At 67.6% G+C, this 22,778-nt stretch carries 18 protein-coding genes and 1 tRNA gene; 8 read left to right on the forward strand and 11 right to left on the reverse strand.

Annotated features, from left to right (window positions below; all coding sequences use genetic code 11):
* Nucleotides 1-125: 125 nt before the first annotated feature.
* Nucleotides 126-1,247, reverse strand: coding sequence for an acyl-CoA dehydrogenase family protein (locus NU1_RS18810; protein WP_067523097.1), 1,122 nt, complete (start codon nt 1,245-1,247; stop codon nt 126-128).
* A 9-nt stretch (nt 1,248-1,256) separates the two neighbouring features.
* A complete protein-coding gene (locus NU1_RS18815) occupies nt 1,257-2,426 on the reverse strand; it encodes an acyl-CoA dehydrogenase family protein (RefSeq protein WP_067523098.1) in 1,170 nt (389 codons plus the stop codon).
* Nucleotides 2,427-2,701: 275 nt separating this feature from the next.
* Between NU1_RS18815 and NU1_RS18820 the strand changes: the two genes are divergently transcribed.
* Complete coding sequence (locus tag NU1_RS18820) at nt 2,702-3,421, forward strand: hypothetical protein (RefSeq protein ID WP_067523099.1); 720 nt, start codon at nt 2,702-2,704, stop codon at nt 3,419-3,421.
* Between the two features lie 351 nt (nt 3,422-3,772).
* Here the strand turns inward: NU1_RS18820 and NU1_RS18825 are convergent, their stop codons facing one another.
* A complete protein-coding gene (locus NU1_RS18825) occupies nt 3,773-5,569 on the reverse strand; it encodes a DEAD/DEAH box helicase (protein ID WP_067523100.1) in 1,797 nt (598 codons plus the stop codon).
* A 401-nt stretch (nt 5,570-5,970) separates the two neighbouring features.
* Between NU1_RS18825 and NU1_RS18830 the strand changes: the two genes are divergently transcribed.
* Together NU1_RS18830 and NU1_RS18835 are read left to right on the forward strand one after the other, a co-directional pair.
* A complete protein-coding gene (locus tag NU1_RS18830) occupies nt 5,971-6,828 on the forward strand; it encodes a carbon-nitrogen hydrolase family protein (RefSeq protein ID WP_067523115.1) in 858 nt (285 codons plus the stop codon).
* Between the two features lie 336 nt (nt 6,829-7,164).
* Nucleotides 7,165-7,836: a phosphoribosyltransferase gene (locus tag NU1_RS18835; protein WP_067523101.1), complete on the forward strand. Its 672-nt coding sequence runs from the start codon at nt 7,165-7,167 to the stop codon at nt 7,834-7,836.
* Here the strand turns inward: NU1_RS18835 and NU1_RS18840 are convergent.
* Nucleotides 7,754-8,476 (reverse strand): alpha/beta hydrolase, encoded by a 723-nt coding sequence (locus tag NU1_RS18840; RefSeq protein ID WP_067523102.1) that lies wholly within the window; start codon nt 8,474-8,476, stop codon nt 7,754-7,756. The genes NU1_RS18835 and NU1_RS18840 overlap by 83 nt on opposite strands.
* Nucleotides 8,477-8,615: 139 nt before the next feature.
* Here NU1_RS18840 and NU1_RS40430 point away from each other — a divergent pair, with 139 nt between their 5' ends.
* Nucleotides 8,616-12,527, forward strand: coding sequence for an AAA domain-containing protein (locus NU1_RS40430; RefSeq protein ID WP_067523103.1), 3,912 nt, complete (start codon nt 8,616-8,618; stop codon nt 12,525-12,527).
* Nucleotides 12,528-12,693: 166 nt separating this feature from the next.
* On the opposite strand, the gene NU1_RS18850 is transcribed toward NU1_RS40430, so the two are convergent.
* Complete coding sequence (locus tag NU1_RS18850) at nt 12,694-13,869, reverse strand: amino acid deaminase/aldolase (protein WP_067523116.1); 1,176 nt, start codon at nt 13,867-13,869, stop codon at nt 12,694-12,696.
* 77 nt (nt 13,870-13,946) lie between these two features.
* Entirely contained in the window at nt 13,947-14,429 is a 483-nt protein-coding gene (locus NU1_RS18855) for a TetR family transcriptional regulator (protein WP_245720198.1), read from the reverse strand.
* A gap of 427 nt (nt 14,430-14,856) precedes the next feature.
* Here NU1_RS18855 and NU1_RS18860 point away from each other — a divergent pair, with 427 nt between their 5' ends.
* The gene (locus NU1_RS18860) at nt 14,857-15,591 is read left to right on the forward strand and encodes a tyrosine-protein phosphatase (RefSeq protein ID WP_067523105.1); all 735 of its coding nucleotides are present in this window, start codon (nt 14,857-14,859) and stop codon (nt 15,589-15,591) included.
* Between the two features lie 30 nt (nt 15,592-15,621).
* Here the strand turns inward: NU1_RS18860 and NU1_RS18865 are convergent.
* The 3 genes from NU1_RS18865 to NU1_RS18875 form a co-directional block, all read right to left on the reverse strand.
* Nucleotides 15,622-15,693: transfer RNA gene (locus NU1_RS18865), tRNA-Gln, on the reverse strand.
* A gap of 116 nt (nt 15,694-15,809) precedes the next feature.
* On the reverse strand, nt 15,810-17,057 hold the full coding sequence (locus NU1_RS18870) for a class I adenylate-forming enzyme family protein (protein ID WP_067523106.1): 1,248 nt from the start codon (nt 17,055-17,057) through the stop codon (nt 15,810-15,812).
* Nucleotides 17,058-17,170: 113 nt separating this feature from the next.
* Complete coding sequence (locus tag NU1_RS18875) at nt 17,171-17,965, reverse strand: enoyl-CoA hydratase/isomerase family protein (protein ID WP_067523107.1); 795 nt, start codon at nt 17,963-17,965, stop codon at nt 17,171-17,173.
* Between the two features lie 375 nt (nt 17,966-18,340).
* On the opposite strand from NU1_RS18875, the gene NU1_RS18880 reads away from it, so the two are divergent.
* Complete coding sequence (locus tag NU1_RS18880; protein ID WP_067523108.1) at nt 18,341-19,366, forward strand: glutathione S-transferase family protein; 1,026 nt, start codon at nt 18,341-18,343, stop codon at nt 19,364-19,366.
* 39 nt (nt 19,367-19,405) lie between these two features.
* On the opposite strand, the gene NU1_RS18885 is transcribed toward NU1_RS18880, so the two are convergent.
* Complete coding sequence (locus NU1_RS18885; RefSeq protein ID WP_067523109.1) at nt 19,406-19,852, reverse strand: VOC family protein; 447 nt, start codon at nt 19,850-19,852, stop codon at nt 19,406-19,408.
* Nucleotides 19,845-20,696: a helix-turn-helix domain-containing protein gene (locus NU1_RS18890; protein ID WP_067523117.1), complete on the reverse strand. Its 852-nt coding sequence runs from the start codon at nt 20,694-20,696 to the stop codon at nt 19,845-19,847. Before NU1_RS18890 ends, NU1_RS18885 begins: the two co-directional genes overlap by 8 nt.
* Before the next feature lie 330 nt (nt 20,697-21,026).
* Here NU1_RS18890 and NU1_RS18895 point away from each other — a divergent pair, with 330 nt between their 5' ends.
* Both NU1_RS18895 and NU1_RS18900 read left to right on the forward strand, forming a co-directional pair.
* Entirely contained in the window at nt 21,027-21,761 is a 735-nt protein-coding gene (locus NU1_RS18895) for a hypothetical protein (RefSeq protein WP_067523110.1), read from the forward strand.
* Nucleotides 21,758-22,720: an ABC transporter ATP-binding protein gene (locus tag NU1_RS18900; RefSeq protein ID WP_067523111.1), complete on the forward strand. Its 963-nt coding sequence runs from the start codon at nt 21,758-21,760 to the stop codon at nt 22,718-22,720. The genes NU1_RS18895 and NU1_RS18900 overlap by 4 nt, the downstream gene beginning before the upstream one ends.
* Nucleotides 22,721-22,778: the final 58 nt, after the last annotated feature.

Consider the following 22,778-nt stretch of genomic DNA (forward strand, 5'->3'; position numbering starts at 1 on the left):
AAGAGCATGCCGGAATGACGAGTGGCCCAGCGAATGACAAGTGGCCAAGCGATAGCCCGAATGCCGCGTGGAAACAGCAGCGCCCGTGCCGACTTCGGCACGGGCGCTGATCTGTTGAACTCGGGTCAGATTTCGACCAGGTCGTGATCCGCTACCCGGTCGGCGAGCACTCGCACGTGCTCCAGGTCGCCGCCGAGAGTGCGGCCGATGGCGGTGAGACGAGCGACGTAGTGGCTCACCGGGTATTCGGTGGTGATGCCGATACCGCCATGCATCTGAATGGCCTCCTGGCCGATATGGCGAGCGCTGCGGCCGACCTGCAGTCGGGCTCGCGAGGCGATAACCGGGTCGGCCCCACCGTCGACGAGGGCGGCGGTGGCGTACTGGCTCATACTGCGGCCGAGTTCCAGCGAGACGTACATATCCGCGGCCCGCTGCGAGAGGGTTTGAAACTTCGACAGGGTGACGCCGAACTGCTTGCGGGTCTTCAGGTATTCGGTCGTCAGGCGCAGCGATTCCTCCATGGCACCGAGGGATTCGGCACACAGTGCCGCCTGGGCAGCCACGATGGCCTCGTCGATCGCGGTCCGGGCATCGCCGCTTTCGCCGAGCAGTTCGGCTGGGGCGGAGGCGAATTCGATCTGCGCGCCACGGCGACCATCGAAGGTCTTGAAGGGCTTGCGGGTCACGGCGTCGGCGGCGACCAGGAACAGGCCCACCTCACCATTCGGCAGTGCGGCACTGACCACCAGTTCGTCGGCGCAATCGCCGTGCGGGACCGGGTTCTTCACGCCGGTGAGCACATAGCTATCGCCCTGCGCGGTCGCCGTGGTCGCCAGTTCGGTTGCGGGCCAGCGGGTACCGGGTTCGTCGTGAGCGAAGGCCAACAATTTCTCCCCGGCCGCCAGATCCGGCAGCAGCCGCTGGCGCTGCGCGGCGGAGCCGACCCGAGCCACCAGGGAGCCGGGCAGCAGTACCGCGTCGAGGAGCGGTTCGGGCGCGAGACGGCGGCCGACCTCCTCCAGCACCACCATGGTCTCGACGGGGCCCGCCCCCATACCGCCGTCCTCCTCGCTGAAGGCCAGGCCCAGCACGCCCAGTTCGGCGAGCTGGCCCCATACCTCGCGACTCCAGCCGAGTTCGGTATCGGTGACCTTCAGGCGGGTCTCCGGGTCGTAGGTGCGCGCCAGCAGGTCACGGACCGTATCGCGCAGCATGATCTGTTCATCGGTGAGTTCGAAATCCATGGCAGCGGCTCACAATCCGAGGATGGTGGAGGCGATGATGGTGCGCTGCACCTCGTTGGATCCTCCGTAGATGCTGGTCTTGCGGTAGTTGAGATAGTTGGGGCCGGTGATCTGCGCCCACTCCGGGGAGGCGATATCGTCGGCGTACACCGGGAGCGCGTCGGGTCCGGCGATATCCATCAGCAGTTCGGTGGCGGCCTGCTGCAGCTCGGATCCGCGCAGTTTCAGCACCGAGGATGCCGGATTCGGCTTGCCGTCGACAGTTTTGGAGACAACCCGCATGAGCGTCAGCTCCAGCGCCAGCAGATCGTTCTCCAGCTCCGCGATCCGCGCGGCGAACACCGGATCCTCCAGCAGCGTGCCGCTGCCCGACCTGGTCTGGGCCGCATACTCCTTCGCGAGCCCCAGCTTCACCTTGGTCCTACCGACGCCGGTAATACCGGTGCGCTCGTTGCCGAGCAGGAACTTCGCGTAGGTCCAGCCCATATTCTCCTCGCCGACCAGCTGATCGGCGGGCACCCGGACATTCTCGAAGAAGACCTCGTTGACCTCGTGGTGGCCATCGATGAGCTTGATCGGGCGGATGGTCACACCCGGGGACTTCACATCGAAGAGCAGCATCGAAATGCCCGCCTGCTTCTTGACGGTCGGGTCGGTGCGCACCAGGCAGAAGATCCAGTCGGCGTACTGGGCCAGGGTGGTCCAGATCTTCTGGCCGTTGACGATGTAGTCGTCGCCGTCACGCACCGCGGTGGTGCGCAGCGAGGCCAGGTCGGATCCGGCGTCGGGCTCGGAAAAGCCCTGGCACCACCAGATGTCGAGGTTCGCGGTCGGCGGCAGGAAGCGCTGCTTGAGCTCCTCGGAACCGAACTGCGCGATAACCGGGCCGATCATCTGGGCATTGAAGGTCAGCGGCTCGATGACGGAGGCGAGCTGCATCTCGTCCTCCCAGATGTGCAGCTGCATCGGGGTCCAGTCCCGCCCACCCCACTGCACCGGCCACTTCGGCACCGCGTAACCGTGCTCATTGAGGATCCGGTTCGTGGTGACGATGTCCTCGCGGGAGATCTCGCGGCCGTACTTGACCCGATCACGAATCTCGGCGGGGATCTTGGTCCGATAGAACTCGCGCAGTTCGTCGCGGAAAGTCACCTCATCGGGTGACAGGGCTAGCTTCATCGCATCTCCCAGCGTTTCGCCGTTGTCGCGTGTCTTTCAGATGCCAGCAAGGTACCTCCCGGTAAAAGACACAACGTAGTGGGTGTCTCAAAGCTACCACTGGGTAACCGACGCACTGTCGGGAGTATCACACCGACCGGGCGGCTCGTCTCACCCCGGTCACGGCGGGCTGGTAGTTTGCGGAAGGACCGGCGCGCCCGCCCCGAGCGTCACTCGAAGTGACGGCGGCATATTGGGCGGGAACGCGCCCCGGTATCGACCGAGGAGCAGCACCAGTGAACGGCAGGACCCTTCGCCGCGCCGCGTCCGCGGCAATCGCGGCTACCACCGTGGTGCTCGGCACGACCGCAATCGCATACGCCGAGCCCGAGCCCGCGCCCAAGACGCCCGTCGAGGTCGGTATCGACAACCTCACCGAGGCCGCCGATGACAATGCCGAGGCCGTGGCCGCTGTGCAGTCCACCGCCAAGACCGCGCAGCTGATCACCGCCGCCAGGCTGGGCAATGTGGCCTTCGCGCCCTTCGCCTACCAGGCACCCACCATCGGCTGCGGGCACAATATGCCCTTCACCATGACCGTCGCCTCGGCCGTCTCGGGCGGCACCCCCGACAGCCTCGGTACGGCTCCCGGCTCGCTCCGATTCCAGGCCGTCACAGCGCATTCCGGGATGCCCCTGGCGTCGGGTCTCAGTGTCGTCTGGCTGAATGTGAACAACGGCCGCAGCGGCATCAACGCCCTCGACGATATTTCCGAGTACAACCTCCCCAGCCTGTCGAAGACCGTGGAGAGCGGCGCGGGCACCGTAATCGCCTCCCTCTGGGGCACCATCGACTACCCCGGCGCCCGCTGCCTGGTCACCCCGACCGTCGGCCTCTTCACCGTTCCGGACCTGCCGGTAGAACCGCAGGTCGAGGCCCCCGGCGCCCCGCCTGTCGAAAACGCTCCCGCCCCAGCGGGAACCAACGACACCGGCTCCAACACACCCCCGGCCTAGCCTTCGATATTTCCCACCGCGAGCCCGCCCATCGGCGGGCTCGCGGCGTATTCGGGCACTCTTCTCGCGGCGTATCCGGGCCCTGTTTCGGCCGACGGGTCCGCCATCCCAGCGCGCCGGACAGTCAAATCCCGGCGTGCTCACCCAACAATCCGGAATGACGAGAGGCATCGCCCACCGGATCCCCGGAACACGTAACACGCCAGAAGGAATGAGGAGGGCGCGTCGCCCGCCGGAATGCCCCAGGAGCATGTTCGACTGGCTGAACCCTATTCGGCCATCGGGCCTGGGTTCGTCAATGCAAACCGCACCGCCTCTCAGGTGAGAAGCGGTGCGGGAAGGTGGTTTACCTCAGGCGCGGGGCTGGCGGCGTTCGTAGCGCGGCTTGCCGTCGCGGGTGTCGCGGCGCGGGCCCCGGTTCATGGGACGCATTCCGGGCGGGCCGGAATCGAGCTGGAGCTGGATCAGCTGGCCGCTGATTCGCGTGCGGCGCAGGGCATCGAGGGTTTCCGAGGACAGGTCGGCGGGCAGTTCCACCAGGCTGTGGTCGGGGCGAATGCTGATATGACCGAAGTCGCTGCGGCGCAGGCCGCCCTCATTGGCGATGGCGCCGACGATCGCGCCGGGCGCGACCTTGTGGCGCTTGCCGACCGCGATGCGGTAGGTGGCCATATTCTCGCCGGTCGCACGGTGCGTGGACGGACCCTCGCGACGCGGGCGGTCACCCTCGAAGGTATTGCGGCCCCGTTCGCCCTTTTCGCGACGCGGACGCTCCACCGGCTCGGGATCGGGCTCCATGAAGAACTTGTCGCCGTCGTAGGAGCCGATGGCGAGCGCCGCCGCGATATCCACGAGCGGGATATTGTGCTCGCGCTCGTAGTCCTCGATGAGCTTGCGGAACAGTCCGAGATTAGCCGCGGACAGGTTCTCGGTGATGTTGTCGCCGAACTTGGCGACCCGCTGCGCGTTCACATCATCGACGCTGGGCAGCTGCATTTCGGTGAGCGGCTGACGGGTCGCGCGCTCGATGGCGTCGAGCAGGCGGCGCTCACGCGGCGCCACGAACAGCAGCGCCTCACCGCTACGGCCCGCGCGGCCGGTGCGGCCGATGCGGTGCACGTACGACTCGGTGTCGTGCGGAATGTCGTAGTTCACGACGTGCGAGATGCGCTCCACGTCCAGACCGCGGGCGGCGACATCGGTGGCGACGAGGATGTCGAGCGCGCCCGACTTCAACTGCCCGATGGTGCGCTCACGCTGTGCCTGCACAATGTCGCCATTGATGGCGGCGGCGGAGTAGCCCCGTGCGCGCAACTTCTCGGCCAACTCTTCGGTGGCCTGCTTGGTGCGCACGAAAATAATGATGGCCTCGAAGGACTCGACCTCGAGGATGCGGGTCAGCGCGTCCAGCTTGCGCTGGTAGGAGACCTGCACATAGCGCTGGGTGATATTGATATTGGTCGAGGTCTTGGTCTTGACCGTGATCTCGACCGGATTCTTCAGGTACTGCTTGGAGATCTTGCGGATGGCCGACGGCATGGTGGCCGAGAACAGCGCCACCTGCTTGGTATCCGGCGTGTCGCGCAGGATACGTTCCACATCGTCCTGGAAACCCATCTTCAGCATCTCGTCGGCCTCGTCGAGGACGAGGTACTGCAGTTGCGTCAGGTCCAGGGTGCCGCGCTCGAGATGGTCGATGACTCGGCCCGGTGTGCCGACCACGACCTGCGCACCACGGCGCAGGCCCGAGAGCTGCACCGCGTAGTTCTGGCCGCCGTAGATGGGCAGCACATGCAGTTCGGGCATATGCGTGGAGTAGCGCTCGAACGCCTCGGCGACCTGTATGGCCAGCTCACGAGTAGGCGCGAGCACCAGTGCACGCGGCGACTTGCCGGAAACCTCCAGGCCCATCAGGACCGGAATGGCGAAGGCGGCGGTCTTACCGGTACCGGTCTGCGCGAGACCCACCACGTCCGAGCCCGCGATCAGTGGCGGAATCGTCGCCGCCTGAATGGGGGACGGAGATTCGTACCCGACATCGGCGATGGCCCGCAAAACGCGGTCATCGATCCCCAGATCGGCGAAGGACGGGCCGGTTGCGTCCTTCTCGTCGTCGATCGAAACGCTGTCGGCCGGTGAGGTGCTCATTAGCCACCACTTTACTGCTCTATGGTGGTCACCCCGACCATCGGGCCAATACCGTGGGGCGTATGCAACCGGACAACCCGCCCACGCGCGCCGCCTCTGTGGCGGAATCCGCCGCGCCCACACCCGATCTCGCGGTCGTGGGCGATCTTTCGGCCGCGCCCGCGGCGGCCGGTTCGCGCGCCATCGTGTCGAGCGCCACCCTCTCCGCCAGCGCGTCGGCGACGACCGCGAGCACCGGCGCGCCGGATTCGATGGGTCCGTCCCCGAGCCGTGGCGTCACCGCGCCGGATCGGGGCGCGGGGACAACCGGTGCCTCCGCCTGGGAGCAACCTGCTGCCACCCCGGAGCGAAATTACGTGACCGGCACCTCTTCCGGGCCGGAATCGGGTACTTCAGGAGGTATGAGCGCAATTGCCCACAACCCAGCGGCCGCCGGGCAACCGACCGCCGCGGTGGATATCGCGGTAATCCAATTCGGTCCCGGGACCGATGTCGACGCCAATCTCGCCGCGCTGCGCGCGGAGGTCCGCGCGGCCAGCGAACTCGGGGCGCGCGTGGTGGTCGCACCCGAGTACGCCATGTTCGCGGTGACCCGCCTCGATGAGCGGGTGGTGGCGGTGGCGGAACCGCTGACCGGGCCGTTCGTGAATGGTTTGCGGGGTATCGCAGCCGAGTTCGGGGTGTATCTGGTGGCGGGCGTGGTGGAGGCCCCCGGCGGTGATCAGCCTGCCGACCGCATCTACAACACCCTCGTCGCCGCCTCCCCCGACGCGGAGTTCGCGGCCGTCTACCGCAAGGCACACCTCTACGACGCGTTCGGCTTCCTCGAATCCGACCTGGTGCTGCCCGGGCCGCTGGAGCCGCCGCAGACCTTCACCGTCGATGGCGTGACCTTCGGTATGCAAACCTGTTTCGACCTGCGCTTCCCGGAGGGCTGCCGCCGCATCGCCGCCGCCGGAGCCCAGGTTCTGCTGTTGCCCGCCCAGTGGATTCCGGGGCCCGGCAAGGTCGACCAGTGGACCACCCTGCTGCGGGCCCGAGCCATCGAGAACACCATGTACGTGGCCGCCGCCGACCAGTGCGCGCCGAGGGGCGCGGGTTCCTCGATGATCGTCGACCCCACCGGCGCGGTGGTCGCCGAACTCGGTGAGCAGGCGGGACTCGCTACCGCCCGCATCGACCTGGGCCATCTCGCCGAGGTCCGGACCACGAACCCGAGCCTGTCGCTGCGGCGGTACACGATAGAGCCCGCACCCTGACATTCAGCGCGCGCTGACGGCTGCGCGCGCACCCCGTCCTCCCGGCATGATCCCGTCATCCCGCATGGACCCTGGCATTCCCCATGACCCCTGCCATCCCAGGCATGATCCCCGTCATCCCGCATGGTCCGAGTCATCCCGGCGTGTTTTTGGCCGGGATCCACTACCCCCGCAGCGATGGATTCCGGCCAAAAGCACGCCGGAATGACGAAGGGAGCCTGCCGGAATGACGGCGGCGGGCGACGTCGCTGTCCGAGCCGGTGTGGGAGCCGCGCCCATACCGCGAATGGTGAAACATGCTGCGGTTTCTTCGACGCGCCTAGACTGGACAGCACAATGATCTATCCGGATCGAGTCGCTGCCGGTCGCGCGCTGGGTGGATCGCTTCGGCACCTGCGCGCGGCGGACCCGTTGGTGCTGGGACTGCCTCGGGGTGGGGTCCCGGTGGCCGTCGCGGTGCGCGACGAGGTCGGCGGGGACCTCGATGTGCTGCTGGTGCGCAAGCTCGGGGTGCCGTGGCAACCGGAACTCGCCATGGGTGCGATCGGTGAGGACGGGGCGCGGGTCCTCAATGCGGATGTGGTGCGGCATACCGGCGTCACCGATGCGCAGATCGCCGAAATCGAACGCACCGAACGCATCGAACTCGAGCGCCGCCGCACGCTATTGCGCGCCGACTCCCCGCCGATCCCGCTCGCGGGCCGCACCGTATTGATCGTCGACGACGGTATGGCCACCGGCGCGACCGTGGCCGTCGCCTGTGCGATCGCCCGGCTGCACGAACCCCACCGCGTCGTGGTCGCCGTCCCGGTCTCCTCCGCCGAGGCTCTGCATCGCATTCGCGCCCTGGCCGATGAGGTGGTGTGCCCCATGGTCCCCCGCGCCCTCGGCGGCGTCGGCGGCGTCTACGAGGACTTCCACCAACTCACCGATGATGAAGTGATGGGCCTGCTCCGGCCCGCCGGCCGCGGGGACCAGCGGCGATCCACTCCGCGATATCGGCGGTGACCCGCGCCTGCACCGGTTCGTGTAGCAGATCGTGTCCCGCGTCGGCGTATTCGCGGAAGTCCACCGGCGCCTGCCGCACCCACTGCCGCACGCGATCGATCGGGGCGCGGCGATCGTCCACGCCGTGCACCAGGAGCACCGGGAGGCCGACCGGGATCACCGGACCGACAGCCGATCCGCTGACAACCGGACGCGCCACATCGTGGTCGGGTTCCGCTCCGCGAGCCGACTTCGGGGATCGGCCGTCGAATACCGCTTTCGGGGTGCCGCACAGCACCAGGCCCGCGAAAGGTGTTGCGGATTCGGCGACTACGGCGAGGGCGGTGGCCGCGCCGAGTGAATGTCCCATCAGGATCAGGGGTTTCGGGTGATTTGTCGGAATCTGCGCCAGGAAGGCGTGGGCATCGGCGGCCAGCTCCGCGAGGGTGCCGGGACGTTCCGGGTCGCCTTCGCTCAGGCCGTGGCCGGAGGTATCCAGGGTCCAGAGTTCGATTCCGGCGGCGCCCAGCGCACGGGCGAAGCGGTGGTAATTGCCGCTGTGCTGGCCGATTCCGGGCAGGAGCGCGAGCGTCACCGCGGGCCGGTCGATGGGCCAGTGGCGGTAGTGCAGGCGCCCGCGCGCGTCATGGAAGTACGGCACCGGGTGATTGTCGCAAACCCGCTGAAGGCGGCGGCGCGTTCACCGCGCATGGTGCGACACGCCGGAATGCTCGGTCCGGTTTGTCGGCTCCCGCATCGCGGGGCAACACGGTGGTCCCCTGCGTCGCAGACGAGTCGCGTTGTCCCGCAACGGTGCCCGCAAACCCACGCTGAACTGCGATGCGCGCGATGCGATGTGCGGCGCCGACCCGCCCTACCTCGTAACACACCACCCCGCCTCGACTTATTACGCTGTTGCGCGACTCGGCACGCAGGGCGCGGAGACCGGTGCGGGTGTCGGCGCGGAAGACACAGGAGGGCCGCGATTGATTCTGTTCGGTGATCGTGTCGTGTGCAGCACCGGTGATCTGGTGGACGCCGCGCGCTGCGAGTTCGCGCTACTACGCGCGCTCGATGCCGGACTGGGACTGGTGGCACCGGTTCCATACCGGTCGCCCGGTGTACTGCCACGTCCCATGGACGACGCGCGTGCGCATCGGCTCGCGGATCTGCGCGACCGCTTCGGCAGCGGAACGGTGCGGGTGCGCACCCCCGAGCATGCCGACCCGGCGGATATCGCCGCGGTGCTCGCGACCGCGCACGAGCACACCGTGGCCGCACTGCGCGACCGGGCCGACGCCATCGCGAACCCGGCCCTCCTCGACGGCGGGTTCGCTGTCTCCTGCGATTTCCTGCTCCGCGACAATGCCCCCGAATCCCACGACTACGTCACCGCCGCGACCGCCACCCGCCGCACCCGTATCACCGCACTGCTGGAACAGGCGGCCTGTGCGGACGTACTGCGGCGCAATGGTTTCCGCGTCGCACCCCACGCCCGCCTGTGGTTGGACGGCACCGCGACCACGCACACCCTCGCCGATATCGCCATCGTCTACCGGGCCCGACGCGAGCGGCTGGACCTGATCCTCGACGCCAAGCTCAACGAACTGCTACCGGTGCAATGGGGCGATCGCCGCTTCCTCGCCTGCGGACAGTGCCCGGCCTGCAGCGCGGAACTGGAATCACGCCGCGATCTACTGCTGGTCGCCGGAATGCGCCCCGCCGTACGCGCCCAGCTGCGCGATGCGGGTATCACCACGGTGGATCGCCTCGCCGCCGCCGATGCCACCGTCAGCGGCGTACCCGCGCCCACCTTCACCGCGCTGCGCCGCCAGGCCGAACTCCAATTGCACCGCGAACACACCGGCCACCCCATTCACACCGTGCTCGACGCCCTCGCGCTCGGCGGCCTGCCCGCACCGAGCTCGGGTGACCTGTTCGTCTCGGTGACGACCCCGGGCGGCCAGCAGTCCACCGATCTGCTGATGACGATCGGGTCCGGGGAGCCGGACAGTGTCTTCCGCACCTTCATGATTCGGGACACCACCGGCCAGACCCGCCGGGAATCCGCTGCGGAGCGGGCGGATTCGACGGATGACGATGCGACCGAACTGCTGGATTTCCTGGCGGAGTGGCAGTGGAATCATCCCGGTCTGCGCATCCATCACTACCGTGGTGGGGTGCGGCCGCTCCTGGCCGAACTGGCCGATACCCATCCCGACGGTGAGGATATCGTCGCCGCGCTACTGCCACTGCTGATCGACCTCTACCCGATCGTGCGCGCGGCGCTGCTCGTCGGGGAACGCTCCTACGGGCTGCCGCATCTGCCACCGAATCAGTTCGGGCCGAACGAATTCGACGATGCCTGGCCCGATGACGATCCGGTCGGGGTAGCCGAGCTGGAACCCGCCGCGACCGTCGACCGCTGCCATATCGCGCTTCCCGGCCATGGCCATACCGCGGTGGCGGTTCTCGACCACGACGTCCTGACCGATGTGGCCATGGCGGCCGATCTCGCCGAATCCGCGCTGGCCGAACTGGATCAGGCCGCACGGACCGAATTCGACCGCGCGGCCCTGACCGGACTCGACCGGGCCGCGCTGGCCGAACTCGATCGGTCGATCCTGCCCGAACTCGATCGAACAGCGCTCAGCTCCTTCGAATCCGCCGGTACCGAGGTAACGGATGCCGGGTACGACGAACTCGAAAACTCGGACGCTCGAACCGAATTCGTCGGCGACTGGGTCGCGGTCGCGCGATTGCGCGATTGGCTGCTCGAACTGGCCGAGGGGCACGGCATCCAGCCGATGGGACGGCCCGACCACATTGTGGCCGAACCCCCGCCCACCGCGATGGAGGCCGCGCTGCGCGAATTCGCTGATGCCGGAAACCACGGCGCCGCAGCACAATCACCCGACGGTGGACAACCCGAGCGCACCGAGGCGCAATTCGCCGCCGCCATGACCGCCGCCGTCCTCGGCTACCACCGCCGCGAACGCCAGCCACTGCGCTGGGAGCACGCGGATCGTCTCGATCATCCGGTGGAGGAGTGGGCCGATACGCCGGGCGTGCTGGTCGCCGACTGGGGCATCGTCAATACCGACTGGCACAGCACCGGTCAGCGTCCGATGCGCCGGTACCTCACGTTGACCGGCAGGCTCGGTACCGGTCACGCGCCCCGGCCGGGAACACCCGTTGTCACCCTCTACGACCACCCGGCGGCGGATATGCCCGCCATGCCGGGTCGTCGTGCCGTGGCGCAGGCAACTGTGCTGGGCTGCGCCCTGGACAGCAATTTCGACGATGTCGTACGGGTGGTGGAGCTGCTGCCGAACGGCTGCGAACCGTATGACGAACTGCCGTCGGCCATCGCTCCGTGCCCACCCAGTCGCGAGGAGTGGCTGGAGGATGCCATCGAGGATGTCGCGCACGAACTGCTGGTGACTCTGCCGGAGGTGCCGCGCACCGCCGCCTTCGACATACTGTCCCGCCACACGCCGCGGCTGCGGACCGGAGCGGCGCTGCCGCAGGTGTTCGGCGATCATGCCGCCGCCGTCACGGCCGCCATCTTGGATCTCGACGATTCCTATGTGGCGGTGCAGGGCCCGCCCGGTACCGGCAAGACCGATATCACCGCCCGTACGGTGGAACGTCTCGTGACGCGGTACCGGTGGCGCGTCGGCGTGGTGGCGCGCTCGCACAAGGCGGTGGAGCATCTGCTCGACGCGGTGGTGCGCTTCGGCGTGCTGCCCGAACTGGTCGCCAAGGCGGACGCGCAGACCGTGGCGCCGGAATGGCTCGGGATAGCCGCGAATCGGTACGAACGGTTCCTCGACAACGCGGTGAACGGCTGTGTAGTGGGCGGGCTGCCGGACGATTTCGCCGATCCGGAGCGGATTCCCCGCGAATGCCTGGACCTGCTGGTGATCGCCGACGCCGGTCGCTTCCCCCTCGCGAACGCGGTCGCCGTCTCGGTGACCGCCCGAAACCTGCTGCTGGTAGGCGATCCCGCACCCGCGAGTGGTCACGGCGCACATTCGGAACCGGTGGGCGAGGCGGCACTCGGCTGGCTGGTCGGGCCCCATCGCACGCTGCCCGCGGAGTACGGCTACTTCCTGGACCGCACCTGGCGTATGCATCCGCGCATGTGCGGCCCGGTATCGCGGCTGCGCTACGACAATCGACTGCGTTCCAATGAAACCGTCACGCTGGCACGGGAACTCGATGGCGTACCGCCGGGTGTGCGCACCGTGAGCATCGAACACCACGGCAATGCCACCGAATCCGCCGAAGAGGCCCGCGAAGTCGTGCGCCAGGTCCGCAATCTACTCGGCCTGTCCTGGCATACCGGTGCGGTCACCCGCCGCCTGCACCCCCACGACATCCTGGTGATCGCCCCCTACCACGCCCAGGTGGCGCGGATTCGAACCCTGTTGTCCCGCGCCCGAATCGAGGATGTCCTCGTCGGCACCCCCGACCATTTCCAGGGCCGCGAGGCCGCGGTGGTCCTGGTCTCCATGACCACCTCCGCCCCCAAGGACGCGCCGCACGGTGTCGCTCCCCTGCTCTCCCGCCACTGGCTCACCAGCGCCATTTCCCGCGCCATGTGGTCGGCCGTCATCATCCGCTCCCCGCTGCTCACGGAGTACTTGCCCACGGGCACAGCGGAACTCTCCGACCTGGCGGCCTTCCTGCAACTCGACCGAGTCTGACTCGAACTCCGCTGTAACTCGATCACCGCTATGGACGGGCCGCGGCGTCCGTCGTCCCGGCGTGCTTTCGGCCGGGATCCACCGCACGCCGTATCTCAACCGCGGTAGTGGATTCCGCCCTATTACACGCCGGAATGTTGGGTTCGATCGGCCCTGAGTAGAGACCTCAGCCGAAGCACTGCCCTTCACCTCGGTAAGTGGGCACCGTGGTGCGGGTTTCGTTCTCCACCAGGTGCAGTACCGGGAAGCGCTCGCAGAGTTCGCCCGCCTTGGCGTGGCGGAACCAGACGCGGTCACCGATGGCGAGGCCGTCCGCACCGGTGAGCGGGGTTTGGACTTCGCCCGCGCCTTCGGTGCCGATGAGCTTCAAGCCCTTGGGCCACACGGGTTTCGGAACGCGAGTGGCGCCAGCCGGGCCGGAGGCGATGTAGCCGCCGGCGAAGACGGTGGCGATACCGTCGGCGGGGCGGCGCAGGACGGGCATGACGAAGTACATGGCCGGGCGCGGAGCCAGATTGCGGTAGCCGTCGAAGAGGGTCGGCAGATAGAGGCCGGATCCGGCGGTGACCTCGCTGACGTCCGGATCGGTAATGCTGATTTCGATGGAGCCGGTACCGCCGCTATTGACGATCTCCAGCTCACCGATCTCCGAGCGCACCGCGTCGAGGACCTGGCGGCGACGGCGCAGGATTTCCGCCGCGGACACCTTCTTCACCAGTCGCACAGCGGGGTTGGTGTCGGGCAGGCCCGCGATCTGCGCCTCGTAGGTCATCACGCCGACCACATCGAAGCCGCGCCGCACCGCGGCGGCGGCGAGCGCCGAAGCCTGTTCGGGCGTGCGGATCGGGGAACGGCGCACCCCGAGATGCAGCGGTCCGATACGCAGCGAGGCGTCGACGTCGATGCAGATGCGCGGATGCACCGAGTCGGTACCGAGGGCGGCGCGGATCAGCGCCAACTGATCGACATCGTCGACCATGAGGGTGATCGCATCGCGCAGCGTCTCGTCGGCGGCGAGTTCGGCGAGCCCGGCCCGGTCGGTGGTCGGATAGCCGAGGAGCACGTCGCGGGCACCCTCGCGCACCAGCCAGATGGCTTCGGCGAGGGAGTAGCCCATGATTCCGGCGAAGCCGTCCTTGGCGGTGAGGTCCTTACCGAGCACCTCTTCGAGCACGGCTCGGCAGCGCACGGATTTACTCGCCACCCGCACCGGGACTCCGCGCGCTCGGCGCACCAGATCGGTGGCATTGGCGCGCAGAGCGGCCAGGTCGACGGCGGCCAGCGGTGGGTCCAGATCAGCGGTGGCCGCATGCAGCCCGCTGATCGGCGACGGATCGGTCACACTGACCACTCAACCACGAAACTGGTCAGGCGTCCAGGATTCCGGGCGGCAAAGTCCACTCCCGGCGCACTATCGGGTCAGACGCAGTCGACAGCCTTGGTGGACAGGCTCGATACCAGGTCATCGAGGACAACCAGGGCGGTTTCGTCATCGCAGTCGGCCAGCCAGCGCAGGACCATGCCCTGCATGACGGCCACCAGGTAGGCGGCGATGGAGTTCACCGGCTCCAACCATTCGGTACCGGACTTCTCGGCACACAGTTCCAGGAAGGACATCACATCCCGGTCCAGCTGCCGGAACATGGCCGAGGCGACCGGGTCCGGAGTGCAGGTCGCCTCGTGTTCCCAGCGCCGCCGCAGTACGGCGAGCGTGGATTCATAGGCCTCTATCTGCTTATCCGGCCGAGCCTTGATCACCGGCCACAAAGCGCTCACTCCGGCATGCAGCAGTACGCGCAGTGCGCGGGTACCGGTGAAATCCAGTGATGCGGCGGCCTTCTCGATCGACTCGATCATGATGGGGTGTACCCCGGCGTGAATTGTTTCTCCACTGATGCTCAATGTCGACTCCCTCGGCGAAAGAACTCGCGCACCTCGGCATTGCGCGGTCGCTTCGCGGGTTGCAGATCAACAGTGATCCCCCTTGGGCACCGACCCTGGCACATCCCGCTCAACAGGTATCGATGGTAGAGGGTTTTCTAGGTACGCGACCAGCTTTGATAGCTGTTTCCGTACCTAAAGACGGTTTTGTTACCTAATCGGAACGGGTCCGCTATCGAACAGGAATGTTCGAGAATTGCGCCGATTACCAGGTAAACGCCGGGAATTAGGACCGAACGGTATTTTATGGCTACGTTCGGCGGCAATGAAACAGACTGTGCCAGATGCCACAGACAAACTGTAAAGCCCCCTGGTCGGCTCGCGGAATTCGTCCCATCGATCGGACGTCGGCACCCCGGGCACAGCAGCGCGCCTATAGCCTTGATCGGTGACTTCAGCGTCCTCAGATCAGTTCCTGATCCCCGGTACTTTCAACTTCCGCGACGTCGGCGGTGCCCGCACCACCGGTGGGGCCAAGGTCCGCAAGGGTCTGCTCATGCGCTCGGCCCAACTCAGCGGCTTGGCCGCCCATGGCCATGCCACCCTGCGCGAACTCGGCGTCACCGATGTGCACGATCTGCGCGGTTTCGCCGAGATCGACTACATCGGCCATGACTCGTTGCCCGACGACATCCGCCTGAATGTCACCCCGTTCGATCCGCGCATGGGCGAGGCCCCGCCGCACGAGGCCCGCCGCCACACCACCGCCTCCGCACACATGCTCGGGGTCTACCGCGAGTTCCCGGCCCTGCCGGAAGCCCATACCGCCATAGCCGCCCTGGCCGACTCGGTTCTGACCGGTGCGGCGCTGGTGCACTGCGCGGCCGGTAAGGATCGCACCGGCTGGGCCGTCGCCACCCTGCTGCGTGCCGTCGATGTCACCGAGGAGGACATCTACGCCGACTACCTGCTCAGCAATGACGCCGTCCCCGCCCTGCGCGCCATGATCGCCAAGGGCGGCGAGGAAGAACTTTCCGACGATCTGCTCGGCGTGCGTCCGGAGTACCTGGAGTCGGCCACCAACTCCATGCTGGAGATGTACAGCAGCGTCGACGGCTACCTCGCCGAAATCGGCATCACCCCCGAGCGCCGCACCACCCTGCGCGACCGCCTGCTCGAATGAGTCCGCGACCGCCCATCGAATGAGCCACAGCTCGCCCGCCAGGGTTCGAACCTGAACTCGGAGAACCAAAATCTCCGGTGCTGCCAATTACACTACGGGCGAAAACCCTTGTGGGGGTTGTCGATCGAAGTGATCTTCGCTCGCGAGAAGGGCCGGGGCAACTGAATTTCACGGTGGCTGGCAGCGCAGCCGGGTAGCTCACTTCGGGGCGGGATGGCTCACTCTGGGGCGGAGCGGCGGACCAGGCCGTCCGGGGCGATGCTCACCTGGTTGCCGGTGTGGAACCAGGTGCCGGTGAAGCGGGATTCCGTGGTTTGCGGGTCGTTCCAGTAGCGGCGGGTGACATTCGGTCCGCGACAGAGCAGTTCGCCGTGGCCGGTTTCGGCCTGTGGGCCCCAGAGGGCGAGTTCTGTTCCGCCGAAGGCGAATCCGAGGACATCGCGGGCGGTGGCGTCGTCGCGGGCCAGACCGATACCACTGGTTTCGGTCGCACCCCAGACCGACCACTGGCGGGCCTCCGGGAAGACTTCGCGCAGCGCGGTGGCGACGACGTCGGGGGTGTGCGCGTCGGTGGCGGCCAGTTCGGCGCGGTGTCCGGCGCTGCACACCTGTCGCACTCGCTCGACGCGCAGACCTTCGAGGTCGGGCAGTAGTCCGGCGAAGATGCGCGGAGTGGCCGACACCATATCGATGCCTTCGGCCACCAGGGTTTCCGGTACCGACGCGGCATCGGGGGTGAGCACGACGGTGCCGCCCACGGCGAAGGTCGGCAGCAATTGATCTACGCAGCCGCTGGCGTGAGACAGCGGCAGCAGCACCAGGTTTCGCAGACCGTCGGTGGGCATATCCAGCGCGCCGACCACCGAGCGAATGGCCGAGAGCAGGTTCTCGTTGGTCAGTTCCACGCCCTTGGAGCGCAGTTCGAGGCCGGGGGTGGTGTAGCAGAGCAGCGCCAGCTCCCCCAGCGAAGCGCCATCGTCGATGAATGCCGCACTGTCCGGGAAGGCGTCGCGATAGGCGGCCGCGGTGCCGCCGCCGTCCAGCACGAAGTCGGCGCGACTGTCCCGGATCACCCGGGCGGCCACCGCATCCGGCAGTCCGTCGTGCACCAGCACCGGCACCGCGCCCGAGAGCAGCGCGCCGAGGAACGCCTGCACCCAGCGCGCACCGACCGGCATCCGCACCGCCACCCGGTCGCCGTAGCCGAGGCCGTGCTCCTGCAGTCCGCCCGCGATCCGGGAGGCCGAGTACCAGAGTTCGCGGTAGGTGAGGCGGGGGCCGCCGACCTCGACCACCGCCTCCCGCGCGGCGAAGGTGTGCACCTGGATATCCAGCAGCTCGGTGAGCGCGGGAGTCAGGTTGCCGTAGCGCAGCACGCCGTCGGCGCCACGCGCAAGAGGGTTGTCGCACCAGGCATTTCGCGGTTCGCTCACTGCCTGGGGATATTCGACCAGTAACTGCGACATCAGTCCCTCCGGGGGCCTCGAGCATCAGGCTCCAGTGACTATATGATGCACATCACATTCCCGGGCGGATTGTCGGCAAACGTATTCCGGCCGTCACCGGCCGAAAACCGCTACTACTCGCCGGTGTAGGTGGCCTTACCTGGCCCGACCTCGAGGAAACTGCGGACCGCGCCCTTCAGATCGGCGGTGTCGAACAGTGCGCCCGAGACCTGCGGGGTCACCGAATCCGCGTGCGCCACACCACCGGAGCGCCAGGCCTCGATGATCTGCTTGGTGGCCGAATGCGCCTTGGTGGGGCCGTCGGCGAGACGCGCCAGCAGGGCATGTGCGGCGGTATCGACATCGTCGTGGACGGCATTGACCACACCCCACTCGGCCATGGTGGCCGCGTTGTAGAGGTCACCGGTCATGACGAATTCGCGGGCGCGACCGGATCCGGCGCGCTCGGCCAGCCGCTGCGGGCCGCCCATGGACGGGGTCAGGCCGACGACGGTCTCCACCAGACCGAATTTGGCCTTGGGCCCGGCCAGGATGATGTCGCAGGCCAGCGCGATCTCGAAGGCCGCGGTGAGAGTGAGGCTGTGCGCCGAGAAGATCACCGGGCAGGGCAGCGCCTCGAGCGGATGAATGATTCGCGCGAACAACCGCTGCCACAGCTGCGCGCCCTGCTCCGGCGACAGCCCGTCGAAAACGTGCACGTCCACGCCGCCGGATACCAGTTTGCCCTCGGCGCGCAGCAGCAGCGCACGCGGCGGGGTGGCCGACAGCTCCGCGATATCGGCTGCGAGGGCCTCCATCAGGGCATTGTCGAAGAGGTTCAGTGGCGGATGCGCGATGGTGAGAATGGCGGCCTGTGCGCCACCCTCGGTAACGATGCGGTCCAGACGAGTCGGCTCGGTGTCGGTCATGGGGCCGAATCTATCGGGACCTGTCGGCGCGGCGACAGACTGGCTGCACCTGCCGTCACTCCGGCCGTCCGCTGACCATGCCGGATTCGCCTCGGCACGACACGACCGTCCACCCTTCGTCCAGGGGTGCGAGTCCATTCGCCTTCCGCACGGCGCGGTCCGGGCCACCACCACCCCGCCGAGCGCGCCACGGTCGCCCATTGGTCCAGGTAGTGCGCGTCGTCGCCGCGGCATCGCAGGAGGCCCGCCATTCGGGCCGGCTGACGGAAGCCGATGGTTCGAGCGCCGGGCTCGGCGAGTCGACGGGACCGGAGTGTGGCGGCCCACCGCTGTCGAACGCTCGTCCGGCGGCACGCCGTCTGCCAGACTGGCCCGGTGACCACGTCGAAATCGGAGAGCGGCAGTTACGTCGAGCCCGGCGAGTTCAAGCGGGATACGAACTACATCGAGGACCGGGTTACCGCCGATGGGCGCGATGGGTATCCGGTGCAGCCCGGCCGCTACCGGCTGGTGGCCGCACGGGCCTGCCCCTGGGCCAACCGCACCCTGATCGCGCGGCGGCTGTTGGGGCTGGAACCGGTGCTGTCCCTGGGGCTTTGCGGGCCCACGCACGATAAGCGCAGTTGGACCTTCGATCTCGATCCGGGTGGCGTGGATCCGGTGCTGGGTATTCATTTCCTGGCCGACGCGTACTTCAAGCGCTTCCCCGACTATCCGCGCGGTATCACCGTGCCCGCCCTCGTGGACGAGCGGACCGGGCAGGTGGTCACCAATGACTATGCGCAGATGACCCTCGACTTCTCCACCGAGTGGACCGAATACCACCGGCCGGGCGCGCCGAAGCTGTACCCGGAGGACCTGCGCGGCGAAATCGATTCGGTGAACCGGCGCGTCTTCACCGAGGTCAACAATGGCGTCTACCGCTGCGGATTCGCGGGTTCACAGGACGCCTACGATGCCGCCTACGACCGGCTCTTCACCGCGCTGGACTGGCTGTCGGACCGACTGTCGACTCAGCGATACCTGGTGGGCGACACCATTACCGAAGCCGACCTACGGTTGTTCACCACCCTGGCCCGTTTCGATCCGGTCTATCACGGACATTTCAAGTGCAATCGCGACAAGCTGTCCGAACTGCCCGTGCTGTGGGCTTACGCCCGCGATCTGTACCAGACTCCCGGGTTCGGCGACACCATCGACTTCACCCAGATCAAAGAGCACTACTACATCGTCCACACGGATATAAACCCGACACGGATCGTTCCGAAGGGCCCGGACCTGGCCAACTGGCTGAGCCCGCACGGTCGAGAAGCCCTGGGCGGCCGCCCCTTCGGCGATGGCACACCTCCCCCACCGCCGGTGTCGGCCGAGCGTGTTCCCGAGGGCCACGCTCCGGCCTGACCGATGGCTACCTCCTTCATACCGCCCCGGTGAGCCCGGTCATTCCGACGCGGGTGTGCCGCGGTAGGTGCCGAAGCTCCAGTAGACGCCCTCGGGGTCGCGGCAGGTGAAGCCACGGGATTCGTAGTCTTCCTCATCGCGGAGTTCGCGGACGATGGTCGCGCCGGCCGCACGGGCGCGGGTGTAGACGGACGCCGGATCGTCGAGGGCCAGGTAGACGCAGCCCGCGCCGGCAGGCAGCTCCTTGGCGGCCATATCCTCGCGCCAGGAGCCGAGCATGACGCCGCCGCCGGAGGGCCAGACCACTTCGGCGTGGTGGACCACGTCGCCCTCGGCGTAGCAGGCGCGGGTTTCGAAGCCGAAGGCGTTCTCCAGGAAGGCGATCGCGGCGCGCGGGTCACGATAGGTGAGGCACGGCCACAGGGCGGTGCCGGTTCGTGCGGTCGTTGTCTCGGTCGAGGTTTTCGTCGAGCTTGTCTCAGTCATAGCACGAGGGTTCCGCACCGTAGGGCAGTTGGTCTTGGACGAATGGGAACACCTCGCGTTCGCGCCAGACCGACGGCGGCATTCCCGCCAGTTCACGCCATTCACGGGCCATATGCGCCTGGTCGTAGTACCCGGCCAGCGCCGCCACCGCCGCCAGACTCGGCACATCCGATTGCCGCAGCATCGCGTGCGAACGACCGAAACGGGCCAGCCGCGCCGCGTCCTTCGGCGTGATACCGAACTCGGCGGTAAAGCGGTTGACGAGATACCTTCGGCTCCAACCGATCTCATCAGCGACGGCGGCCACCCGTACCCCCGGATCGGGTCCCGACAGCAGTTCCCAGGCCCGCACCAACTCCGGATTCCAACGCACCGGCTCCACCCGCCGCAGCAGGATCTCGTCGAAGATCGCGAACCGCTCCGGCCAGGTCGCCGCCGCGGACACCCGCTCGTACAGCTCCGCGGCGCCCGCGCCGAGCACCTCGTCCAACCCCACCATCCAGGAGCCGAGCGCGGCGGTGGGCATCCCGAACAGCGCCCGCGCACCCTGCGGCGTCAGCGATAACTGGATGCCGTGCTGAAAACCCTGATGGGCGATGACCGTCGGCCGCACCGTCAAGCCACTGGCGAGGGTGTCCCAGCAGCCGCCCGCCTGCTCCGGATGCGAGGATACGGCCACCTCGATGGGCTCATCGATGGTGACGATTACCGTCAGCACCGTTGACGGCATGCCCACGTGGCTGCCCGGCGCGAAGCCGCGCAGCAGGTAGCCCTCGTATTCGAGGACGTACGGGCGCAGGCGCGGGTCCGGCAGACCCCGTGCGCCTTCGGACACACCGGTCACCAGTTCACGGTAGGCCGGGTAGCCGCGCGCCACCACCCGCGGCGAAATCCTGGCGAATACGCGGCAGCGCCCGCCGCGAACTCCGGGAGCGTTCGCCTCACATTCGTGTGCACATCCCGCAAATCCGGGTACTAACAGGAGTGTCACCGAAACCCCCGTTGTTCGCGGCCCGCCCCGGTCTGGACTGAGTGGAGCGGGGGAGCGAAGCGGAGGAGCGGAGGGAGGGAAGACCGGGGTTGATAGGGCCGCGAACCGCCGGAGCGGAGCGGAGGCAAAAGATACAGTGCCATAGAGTTCTGGTCGGAGACCGGACACAGAGGGGAGTTGTCGATGTTCAAAGGCGGGTTGGAGAAGGCGGTCGTCTCGCTGCTCGACAACGGATCACAGCTACAGGGCCCGGCCGTCACGAAGTATGTGGAGCGGCTGCGCAAGAGTCATCCGGGGGAATCTCCGGCACAGATCAACGCACGGCTCGAGAAGCTGTATCTCACCACGGTGACCGGTAGCGGTACCGCCGTCGGGGCGACCGCAGCGGTGCCCGGTGTCGGCACCGTTGCCTCGGTAGCGGCCATGACCGCCGAGACGGCGTTCTTCCTGGAGGCCTCCGCGCTGTATACGCTGGCCGTTGCGGCCGTGCACGGTGTCGCACCCGAGGACAAGGAACGCCGCCGCGCCCTGGTATTGGCGGTGGTGCTCGGTGAGAGCGGTATGGAAATCGTGCAGAAGACCGTGGGCCATTCCGCCAAGAACTGGGGAACGCTGCTCACCAATAAGATTCCCGGAATCCGCTCCATGAACGATTCGCTGCTCAAACGATTCCTGGTGCAGTTCATCACCAAACGCAGCGCGTTGATGCTGGGCAAGGTGCTGCCCGCCGGAATCGGTGCCGCCATCGGTGGTTTCGGCAACCGGGCGCTCGGCCACCGGCTGATCGACAATTCGCGTCAGGCATTCGGACCCGCGCCGTTGGCGTGGCCGCGGCCGCTGATCATCGAGGCCGATCCGTTGACCGCCATCGAGTCGAACAGCACGCCGCCGTCGACCCCCGAACAGCAGCCGCGATGAGCCGGGCCCGGCCACTCGCCTTCGCCGTCACCGGGCTGAGCAAGTCCTTCGGTGTCGAAACTCCGGTGCGTGACGTGAGTTTCGTGGTGCCCGCCGGGACGGTCGCCGTACTCGTCGGCCCGCCCGGCGCGGGCAAGACGACCGTCCTGCGCATGCTGCTCGGACTGCTGACGCCCACCTCCGGCACCGCGAATATCGGCGGACCGGGTTCGGGGGTGCAACGTGGGCGTCAGGCGGTGGGGTCGATGCTCACTCCGCGCGGCCTGCATCCCGCTCGCACCGCCCGTGATCAACTGCGGGTATTCGCCGCCGCCGCAGGTGTTTCCGATGACCGCGTGGATGAATTGCTCACGCTGGTGCGCTTGGATGCGGTAGCCGATCAGCGGATACTCGGTTTCACTCCGGGTATGCAGACCCGACTGGCACTGGCCGTCGCGCTGCTCGGCGAGCCGCCGCTGCTGGTGCTCGACGACCCCACCCTCGGTCTGGACGGGGCCGAAACCGCTTGGCTCTACGACTATCTGCGCACGCATACCCGGCGCGGCGGCACCGTCTTGCTCACCACCCGCACGCTGAGCGCGGCACTGCCGGTCGCCGATGAACTGATCGTGCTCGACCACGGCGCGATCGCGTATCAGGGCAGTCCGGCGCGGCTGCGGCGCAGCCATCCGGATCGGCTGCTGGTGAAGTCCTCCAGCCAGATCGCCTTCGCCACCGCCCTTGCCGCCCAGGGCTTCACGGATGCGGTGATGCGACCCGACGGTCGGCTGGCCGTGGCGGAGGCGAGTGTCGCCCAACTCGAGGCGGCGGCCGCGGCGGCACAGGTCCAGCTCACCGAGGTCACCGCCGAACACATCCATCCCGACCAGGTCCTCGCCACCCTCACCCGCGGCCCGGCCACACCCGCCTACGCCGCACCTTCCTACTCCGCGCCCGCCGCGTACGGAATGTCCCGGTGACTGCGGTATCAGCGGAACCGGGCACGAGCGCTTCGGTCCGAGGGCACACCGAAGTCGG

Source organism: Nocardia uniformis NBRC 13702, from assembly GCF_001613345.1.
Classification (GTDB): Bacteria; Actinomycetota; Actinomycetes; order Mycobacteriales; family Mycobacteriaceae; genus Nocardia; species Nocardia uniformis.